The sequence below is a fragment of the Desulfobacteraceae bacterium genome, assembly GCA_022340425.1.
Taxonomy (GTDB): Bacteria; Desulfobacterota; Desulfobacteria; order Desulfobacterales; family JAABRJ01; genus JAABRJ01.
Genome location: JAJDNY010000042.1, coordinates 1 through 9485 on the forward strand (window position 1 = coordinate 1; position 9485 = coordinate 9485).

Annotated in this window: 6 protein-coding genes; 1 reads left to right on the forward strand and 5 read right to left on the reverse strand. The window is 62.1% G+C overall.

The window, feature by feature from the left end:
• The 3 genes from ileS to LJE63_03815 all read right to left on the reverse strand — a co-directional run.
• A partial coding sequence (gene ileS, locus LJE63_03805) for an isoleucine--tRNA ligase (GenBank protein ID MCG6905728.1) occupies window positions 1–2587 on the reverse strand: 2587 nt, incomplete at its 3' end.
• 226 nt (window positions 2588–2813) lie between these two features.
• On the reverse strand, window positions 2814–3500 hold the full coding sequence (gene rsmG, locus LJE63_03810) for a 16S rRNA (guanine(527)-N(7))-methyltransferase RsmG (GenBank protein ID MCG6905729.1): 687 nt from the start codon (window positions 3498–3500) through the stop codon (window positions 2814–2816).
• A gap of 26 nt (window positions 3501–3526) precedes the next feature.
• Window positions 3527–5428 carry a GNAT family N-acetyltransferase gene (locus tag LJE63_03815; GenBank protein ID MCG6905730.1) on the reverse strand — a complete coding sequence of 634 codons (1902 nt, stop codon included), beginning with the start codon at window positions 5426–5428 and terminating at the stop codon, window positions 3527–3529.
• 230 nt (window positions 5429–5658) lie between these two features.
• Here LJE63_03815 and LJE63_03820 point away from each other — a divergent pair, with 230 nt between their 5' ends.
• Window positions 5659–6399, forward strand: coding sequence for a Smr/MutS family endonuclease (locus LJE63_03820; protein MCG6905731.1), 741 nt, complete (start codon window positions 5659–5661; stop codon window positions 6397–6399).
• 15 nt (window positions 6400–6414) lie between these two features.
• Here LJE63_03820 and LJE63_03825 read toward each other — a convergent pair whose 3' ends face one another.
• Complete coding sequence (locus LJE63_03825; protein MCG6905732.1) at window positions 6415–9003, reverse strand: GAF domain-containing protein; 2589 nt, start codon at window positions 9001–9003, stop codon at window positions 6415–6417.
• A 188-nt stretch (window positions 9004–9191) separates the two neighbouring features.
• The coding region (locus LJE63_03830; protein ID MCG6905733.1) for an AzlD domain-containing protein at window positions 9192–9485 on the reverse strand (294 nt) is incomplete at its 5' end.

Consider the following 9485-nt stretch of genomic DNA (forward strand, 5'->3'; position numbering starts at 1 on the left):
TCGACCGCAATTCCTCGCGGTAGGGGCCCAGAAGCTGGTAAAGGCTCTCCGGGGCGCTGATGGTGACGGCGGCATCCAGGGAATGCCCCACCCGTTTTTCAACCCGGGCCCCTTCGACGGCTTTGGAAACCTCCCCCCGCAGAGCCAGAATCCGGTCCCATTTTTGCGCCAGATCAGGGTCCTGAAATTCCGCTGCAACTGTCGGCAGCGCGGCCAGATGCACGCTGGCCTCACGGCCGGAAGTGGTCGGCATGAATTTCCAGATCTCCTCGGCGGTAAACGGCAGCACCGGCGCCATCAAGCGCACCATGGCGTCGGCCAGCGCCAAGAGCACCGTCTGGGCGCTTCGGCGCTCAGGGGAGTTTTGGGCCGAGGTATAAAGGCGGTCCTTGAGAACGTCCAGATAGAAGGCCGAGAGCTCCACCGTGCAGAAATTGTAGAGGCTGTGGTAGATCAGATGAAACTCGTAGGTGTCGTAGGCCTTGCGGGCCCTCTGAACCAGCAGCTGAAGCCGGTGCAGGGCGAAGCGGTCGATCTCCGGCATGGCCGCCGGCGCCACCTGGTCCCGCGCCGGGTCGAAGTCTGCGAGGTTGCCCAGCAAAAACCGGCAGGTGTTGCGGATCCGGCGGTAGGCGTCGCTGAGCTGGTTGAGGATTTTGTCGGATATCCGGATGTCGTCGCGGTAGTCCGAGGCGGACACCCACAGGCGCAGGATCTCGGCCCCGTAGTGATCGATGACCTCCTTGGGGGCGATGATGTTGCCCAGGGACTTGGACATCTTCTTGCCGTCGGCGTCCACCACGAAGCCGTGGGTGAGCACCGAGCGGTAGGGGGCCCGCCCGCGGGTGCCGACCGCCGTCAGAAGCGAGCTGTGGAACCAGCCGCGGTGCTGGTCGCTGCCTTCCAGGTAGAGGTCCGCCGGCCACTTCAGATAGGGCCGCTGCTCCAGCACCGCCGCGTGACTGACACCCGAGTCGAACCAGACATCCAGAATATCGGTCTCCTTTTCGAGGTTGCGGCCCCCGCAGCCGTTGCAGACGGTTTCAGGGGGCAACAGCTCGGCTGCCGGTTTTTCGAACCAGATGTCGGCGCCGTGAACTATAAAAAGGGCGTAGACGTGGTCAAAAACCTCGCGGGTCGCCAGGATTTCGCCGCAGTCGGCGCACTGAAAGGCGGTGATCGGAACCCCCCAGGCCCGCTGGCGCGACACGCACCAGTCCGGCCGGTTCTCGATCATCCCGTAAATCCGCTCCCGACCCCAGCGCGGCACCCACTGGACACGGTCGATCTCGGTGAGGGCTTTCTGCCGCAGGCCGGTTTTCTCCATGGAGATAAACCACTGGGGCGTTGCCCTGAAAATGACCGGCTGTTTGCAGCGCCAGCAGTGGGGATAGGCGTGGCTGATCTGCTCCTCAGCCAGCAGGGCCCCCTGGGTCTTGAGTTTGGCATTGATGTTGGGGTTGGCGTCAAAAACGAACTGGCCGCTGAAAAATCCCACCTCGTCCGTGAAGCGCCCCTGGTCGTCCACCGGCGAATAGGCGTCGATATCGTACTGCAGCCCGACCTCGTAGTCCTCGCGGCCGTGGCCGGGGGCCGTATGAACGCAGCCGGTGCCGGCCTCCAGGGTGACGTGGTCACCCAGCACGATCAGGGAATCGCGGTCGTAGAGGGGATGGCGGCAGCGCTTGCGCTCCAGCTCGCGGGGGTTGACCGCGGCGAGGATCTCGTAGTCCGGGATGCCGAAGGTCTGCATGCAGGCGGCCACCAGTTCACGCGCCAGAACCAGGACCTCGCCGTTGCGGGTGTCGACTGCGACATAATCAAAATCCGGGTGCAGGGCCACCGCCAGGTTGGCCGGAATGGTCCACGGGGTCGTGGTCCAGATGACCAGGAAGACCTTGCGGCCGGCCAGCGCCGGAAAGGCCGCCCCCAGGTCGTCCTGGAGGGCGAACTTGACGTAGATCGACGGCGAGTCGGCGTCGTAGTACTCGATTTCCGCCTCGGCCAGGGCGGTCTGGCAGTGGTTGCACCAGTAGATCGGTTTTTTGCTCTTGAAAAGGCTGCCGTCCTGGGCGAACTTGCCGCACTCGCGGGCGATGATCGCCTCGTAGGCGTAGTCCATGGTCAGATAGGGGTTGCCCCACTCCCCCATGACCCCCAGGCGCTTGAATTCCTCGCGCTGGATATCGATGAATTTCTCGGCATAGCGCCGGCAGCGTTTGCGCACCTGGACCATGGAAAGGGTGCTCTTCTCGGCCCCCAGCTCCTTGTCCACATTGTGTTCGATGGGCAGCCCGTGGCAGTCCCAGCCGGGAACGTAGACCGCGTCGAAACCGGCCATCTGGCGGGAGCGCACGATGATATCCTTCAAAATCTTGTTCAGCGCCGTGCCGATATGGATGTGACCGTTGGCATAGGGAGGACCGTCATGCAGGATGAAGCGTTCCCGCCCCCGGGAGGCCGCGCGAACGGTGTCGTAGAGCCCCCCCTGCTCCCATGCTTGCAGCTGCAGCGGTTCACGCTGCGCCAGGCTGGCCTTCATGGGAAACTTGGTGGTGGGCAGATTAAGCGTTTTTTTGTAATCCATGGGTCCTCCGCGGTTTGAAATATCCGCCCCCTCTCCCCTCCAAAACTGCCGCGCTGGTGCTCCCAGCGCGCCCGCAAGCCGATGGATCCGGCGCCGCATCGGCCGCGGCGATTCAACCAGGCGATTTTTGATTTGCGGGGGGAGTCGGGCCTTGGCTTTACCGAAGCTGTTGAAACTATGCTACAAGCCTTTGGGCTGTCAAGCCAAAAGGCGGACAACGCGCCGGTCAGAGATTCCGGCGTGAGGGGTCTTCGGCAGCTTGCAGGACCACGATGGCGCGGCGGTCACCCGAAGGGGGCAGGGCGAAGGTGTCGATCCGAACCTCCAGCTGCGGCAAAATCGGCGGCGCCCCTGGCCCCTGGCCGCCGCGGGCAGCGGTCAGGGCTGCCACCTCGGCTTCGGCGCTTGGCCCTTTCAAGGCCACCAACCGCCCGCCGGGCGCCAGCAGGGGCAGGCCGACGGCGACAAATCCGGCCAGATCGGCAAAGGCGCGGCAGATCACCACGTCATAGCAACCGGCCTGGTGGCGATCGGTGGCCAGGGCCTCCACCCGCACATGGCGGGCCAGCGTCTGTTCCAGGGCGAGGGTGCGGATGAGATGGTTGAGAAAACTGACCTTGCGGCGGGCGGCGTCGACCAGGGTCACCACCAAGGCCGGTCTGGCGATTTTGAGCGGGATTCCCGGAAAGCCGGCCCCGGAGCCGATGTCCAGCAGGTGCCCGCCGGGCGGCAGGACCCGCAGCGCGGCGACCGCGTCCACAAAATGCTTGACCGCCACCGCCGCCGGGTCGGTGATGGCCGTGAGGTTGATCTTTTGATTCCAACGCAGCAGTTCGCGCGCGTGAACCGCGAACATTTCCGTGGCCGCGGGACTGATGTCGACCCCCAGCCGGCTGGCAGCGTCTCGGATCATGCGCTGCCAATCGCTCGAGCCGATGATCATTGCACGCCGTTGGCCTCCGGGGGCGCAGGCTTTTCGACCGCGTCGTGGAAGTCCATTAAAATGGTGACGTCCGACCCCCCGTCGGAGAGCATCCGGGCGTTGGGGTAGCGTTTTCTAAAGACGTGCAGCATGCCCTTGTTTTCGCGCAGCACGGTGGCACTAAACTTTTTGTAGTCGTTGAGCTTGGCGATCCGCTCCAGTTCCCCCAGCAGGTAGGATGCGACCCCCTGCCCCTGGTAATCCTCGCGCACCACGAAGGCAACCTCGGCAGTGGCCTCGTCGGCCATGGCATAGGAGCCGATCGCCATGATTTCCTGGTGCCCGCCCTTTTGGACCAGACCGATGAGCGACATGTTCTTGCGGTAATCCACACTCGCCCACTGTTTTTGCACCACCTCGTGGGAGAAGAGCTTCATCTTGTAGAAAAAGCGGTAATAAATCGTCTTTTCCTGCAGCGAGTAGAAAAAATTGCGGAAGGCGAATTCGTCCGAGGGCAGCAGCGGCCGGAAATCAATGGTCTTGCCGTTTTTAAGCCGCATGGCGCTCTTGTAGCCTTCGATGAAGATCAGATCCTCGGTGGTGGGGGTGAGCTGGTCGGCAAAGATGTAGTGGCGTTTCTTGGCCATCTCGATCAGCTCTTCGCGGAATTTGGGGTGGGCAATCTGGGCCAGTTCCACCACCCGTTGGTAGATCCCTTTGCCCTTGAGTTCGGCGATGCCGTATTCGGTCACCACGAAGTTGACATCCGCACGGGTGGTGGCGACACCGGCGCCCTCGCTTAAATGCGGTACGATCCGGGAGACCTTACCGTTCTGGGCCGTGGACGGCAGGGCGATGATCGAAAACCCGCCCTTGGACATGGCGCTGCCGCGGATGAAATCCACCTGGTCGCCGATCCCGCTGTAGAAGAGATACCCCATGGAGTCGGTGCAGACCTGTCCGGTCAGGTCGACCTCGAGGGCGCTGCTGATGGAAATGAGATTGTCGTTGCGGGCAATCTCGGTGGGGTTGTTGACGAAGTCCGAAGAACGGAAATAAAAACCCGGGTGGTTGTCCACAAAGCGGTAGAGCGCTTCCGAGCCCATGCACAGCGAGGCCACCGCACGGCCCGGGAGCAGGGTTTTTTTCTTGTTGGTGATCACCCCTTTTTCAAACAGGGGCATCATGCCGTCGGTGATCAGCTGGGTGTGGAGGCCGAGGTCGCGGCGTTTGTCGAGGTATTTCAAAATGGCGTTGGGCAGATGCCCGAAGCCCACTTGCAGGGTGGCACCGTCCTCCACCAGCTGCGAAACGTAATGGCCGATGCGGCGGGTGACCTCCTCGTTCTTTTTTCCCGGCACCATCTCCACCAGGGGCTCATCCTGAACTACAAAATAGTCGATATCATCCACGCGCACGAAACTGTCGCCCCAGGTCCGCGGCATCTGGGAGTTGACCTGGGCGATGACCTGGCGGGCGTTGTCCATCCCCGAGCGTGTGATGTCCACCGAGACTCCCAGACTGCAGTAGCCGAAACGGTCCGGCGGGCTCACCTGGATCAGCGCAACATCCAGCCCTATTCGGTGGGTTTCAAAGAGCGTCGGGATCTGCGAGAGGTAGGTGGGAATATAGTCGATCTTGCCCTCGAAGGCCGCTTTGCGCATCTGGGCGCTGATGAAAAAGAGCTTCAGCGAAAAGCGGCGGTGGAAATCCGGCTCCCCCACATAGCGCGAGAGGGTGGATGACAGCATCTGGTAGACCATGATATCCTGCATATGGGGATCGTTGACCATGGTGCGGATCAGATGCTGCGGCTCGCCGCAGCCGGTGCCGATGAAGACGCGGCTGCCGCGGTTTATCTTGGAAATTGCCTCCTCGGCGCTGACCACTTTGGCGGGGCAGCAGGCTTTCAAGTCCATCGGGGTCCTCCCTGAAACACTGGGGTCTGTGCAGACTGCCTAAAATCACACTCGACCCATTTTTGCAACAACCACTCACGCCGGCCGCTCCCCTCCCACCCCCCAGAGGAGCCGCGCCCAAACCGCCGGAGCCTTTGCGGCCGGTTGACCCCCTTGGAAAGGGCGGTTATTTTGGGGTGACCGAAACCGGCCTGATCGACGCAAACGGCGGCAGGGCAGTGAGGCGCAGCATGGCAGCTTCCAGCGGCAGAGAGGGCGACAAGCCTTTCCAGGGGTTGAAGGCGTTGCTGGCGGAGAAATCGGTTTCGCTTCCGGCTGCGCCAGTAACAGACCCTTGCCCCACCCCTGAGCTGCGGAAAGCCCTTGAGGCCGCCGAAAAATGCCCGCTGAGCGATCGGGAGCTTTTCCTGAAGGCGATGGCGGGGGTCACCCCGCTCGCATCCAATCTGCGACGCCATCCGCGCCCGAGCACGTGCCCGCAGCCGGCGGGCGGGGAGGATTTGGCTGCAGAGGCCGACGACCTGGCGGCGCTCACGGAACTGGTGCGCAGCGGCAAAGGCTTTGTGGTTTCCGGAACACCGGAGTACATGGAAGGCATCGGGGCCTGCGCGCCCCCGGAAATCACCCGCCGGCTTCACCGGGGGGATTTCGCCATTCAGCACTTCATCGACCTGCATGGCCTGACGGTCGCCCAGGCGGCAGAGGCTTTTAACACCTTCATGCAGGCAGCGGTTCGCAGCGGAATGCGGGGGGTGCTGGTGGTTCATGGCCGGGGGCTCTCCTCGCCCGATCGGCCGGTCTTGAAGCGTGAGGTCAGCCGCTGGCTGAGCAGCGGCCCCTGGCGCAAATGGGTGATCGCCTTTGCCAGCGCCCGCTCCTGCGACGGCGGTGCGGGGGCCACTTATGTGCTCTTGCGCCGCAGGCCGCTGGCCAAGCGCCATCGCCGCAAGAGCAGGGAGCGGCCGCCGTGAAGGGGCGGCCGCTGGTCAAGACGCCTCTTTCTGCCCCAGCAGCTCAAACAACTGCAGGTCCTTCAGAATCGGATCAGTATCATCGGGCACCTCGATTGCGCGCACCTCCAGCTGGGAGCGGGAGGCCCGTCGGGTGCTCTCGCTGATCAAAATGCCGTTGGGATAGGCCTTGGTCAGTTCCTGCAGCCGGAAAACCGCATTGACCGGGTCGCCGATGACGGTGTAGTCCATTTTCATGTCAAATCCGATGTTGCCCACCACCACCTCGCCGGTGTGCAAACTGACCCCGATGTCCACCTTGGCCACGAGTTCCTTGACGAAATGCTGGTTGAGGCGCAGGACCGCGTCTTTCATCTCCAGCGCCGCCGCCACGGCATTGTCGGCAGCCATGGTGCTGGCAAGGGGTGCGCCAAAAATGGCCAGAAACCCGTCCCCGAGGTATTTATCGACGATCCCGTTGTGTTTGAAAACGATCGCACCCATGATGGAAAAAAAACCGTTGAGCAGCGAAACGGTTTTCTGCGGGCCGATTTTGCGGGTCAACCGCGAAAATCCGCGCAGATCGATATTGAGCAGGGTCAGGGTGCGGAACTCCTCGATTTCGGTCTTGCCGGTTTCCGATCCGTGGATGATCTGGTCCACGATCTCCTTGGGCACGAACTTCTGAAACATGTTGCGAATGCCCCGCTCGTGCTCCGCCATGGAGACCGTTTCGCGGTAAAGCCGGGCGTTTTCGATGGCGATGCTGACCGAAGAGGCCACCGACTGCAGCAGATCTTCGTCATTGGCATCGAAGTCGCCGCTTTTCTTGTTGAGGACCTCCAGGACACCCAGGACCTTGCCCTGGGAAATCATCGGCACGCAGAGCGCCGAGCGGGTGCTGAAACCGGTTAGACGGTCTATTTCGGGAAAAAAATGCTGGGAGGCCTGAGCATTGTTGACCATGATCGCCTCGCCGCGCGCGGCGACGTAGCCGGCGATCCCCTGCCCCAGTTTGAGCCGGATGTTTTTGAGGGCCTCGACGTCGGCGTTGAAGGCCGCCGCAAAGGAAAGGCTGTCGTCGCTTTGGACCAGAAACATCGAACCCGCCTCGGCATCCATGATGACCGCGATCATATCCATGGTGTACTTGAGCACCTGGTTGATGTCGAAGGTCGAGGATGCCAGCGAGCTGCCCAACTGCCGAATGGACTCCAACTCCCGGTCGCGCCGGGTGACGGCCTCCGAGAGGGTGGTTTTCTCGATGGCCAGCGCGACTGACTTGGCCATGGGATCGAGGATCGGGGCGGCGTCTTCAAAAACCTGCGGCTCTTCGGCCCACAAAGCCAGGACACCGCCCACCGCCCCGCTGAGCCGAAGGGGTGTCAGCAGGCAGGCGCCCTTGCTTTTGGCTCCGAAAAGTTCCACATCAACCGGACTGGAGACGGGGTCGGCGGCCTCCATGCGCCAGATGTTCTCGTGCTTGATGACCCTGTCCACCATCGACCCTTCGGCAGCATAGGGCGTATTTTTGATCAGGGTCACGGCCGCACCGAAGGCCAGGCAATCGAAAACCCGCACAATACCGGGCTGCTTGGCATCCTTCAAGAGCACCACGGCCATGTCGTAGGCCACCACGGTGTGGAATTCGTTTAAAACCGCATGCAGCAGCTCCGAGCCCCTGAAACTAGAGTTGATCACTTTGAGGGCCGAGTTGACCGAATCCAGGAGCCACCCCTGACGCTCGTTTTTCGCCAGCAGCCACAGGTTTTCATAGGTGAAGGCGGCATTGCTGAGCAGGGGGGTCAGGGCCTCGACATCCTCGGCCGTGAATTGACCGTCTTTGGCCCGGCGCGAAATCGTGAGCACCCCGACGATGTCCTTGCTGGTTTTGATGGGCATGCAGACAAACGATTTGGTTCCGTAGTGGGCGCGGTTCAACCGACCGAAACGCCGATCCTTTTCGATGTCCTCCACGATCAGCGGCGCCTTGTTGATCACCGCATACTTGGCGACGCTGGTTTCGAAATCGATCTTGTCCTCAAGCTTGATGAATTCCTCCAACCCGATGGAGGCTTTGACCGTGAAGTTTTGGCGCTCGGGGCGGTCCAGAATCAGGATCGATCCGACATCCGCCCGGGCCAGCAGGAGCGAGCGCTCCAGGGTCACGTACAGGATTTCCTCGGGATCGAAGGTCGCGTGGCAGAGTTCCGACAATTCCCGTAGGATCGAAATGTCAGCGGAGCGCTTGTCCAGCTGGCCGGAGGCTTTGCGCAGCTGCGCCTCGATGGCGTTGAAGGACCTCATGATGGCATGAAGCTCATCAGCGTCCTGCTGGAACTGGGCGGCGGGAAAATTCCGGGTGATTTTAGCGGAGAGATGGTCCGAAATCTGGCTGATCTGGTCGAAGAGCCTTCTCAGGAGGGTAAAGCCGGCGAAGGAAAACGCCATCAATCCGAGAAAAAAGAGCGGCACCAGCCGATCGGTGAGCAGGTGGTATTTCCAGCCGAAGAGAATGAAGCCGAAAATCGGGAAGATGAAAAAGAGGCCAAAAATGATGTTCAGGCGGTAATAGAGGGTCCTGTTTTTCAGCGACAGCTCGGCAACCCATTTCTCGATCTTCATCCGCCCGCCCACCCCAATTTCCCGGTTTCGTCAACCCGACCCGCTTGAAGCCGCCGCCCGTCAGAGCGCAAGACATCTATCGGTATCGTTGGAGCGGGCCCGAAACTTTAGCCCACGTAAGCGCCAGCCGGCTCCCAGCAATCCGCGCCGACGGTCGGCGCTGGGGAAAGGCTGGCGGCCACCGGCCCTCACGGGACCAGCATCCCGGCCAGCCAGAAAAGCAGCATCCCGGCCAGCACACTCGCCCCGAGGGATTTGGTTTTCAGGGCGACCCAAAGCGTGGGAACGGCCACCCAAAGTTCGCTTCTGAAAAGATCGAGGCTGCGGGGGGTGCCGCCGGTCAGCAGGGCGGGGGCCAGCAGGGCGCTGAGGATGGCGGCCGGGATGAGGTCCAGCCATTCGACAAACCAGGACGGCAGCCTGCGGCGGGCGAGAAAGGCCAGCGGCAGCCATCGGGGGATGAACGTGACCAGCCCCATCCC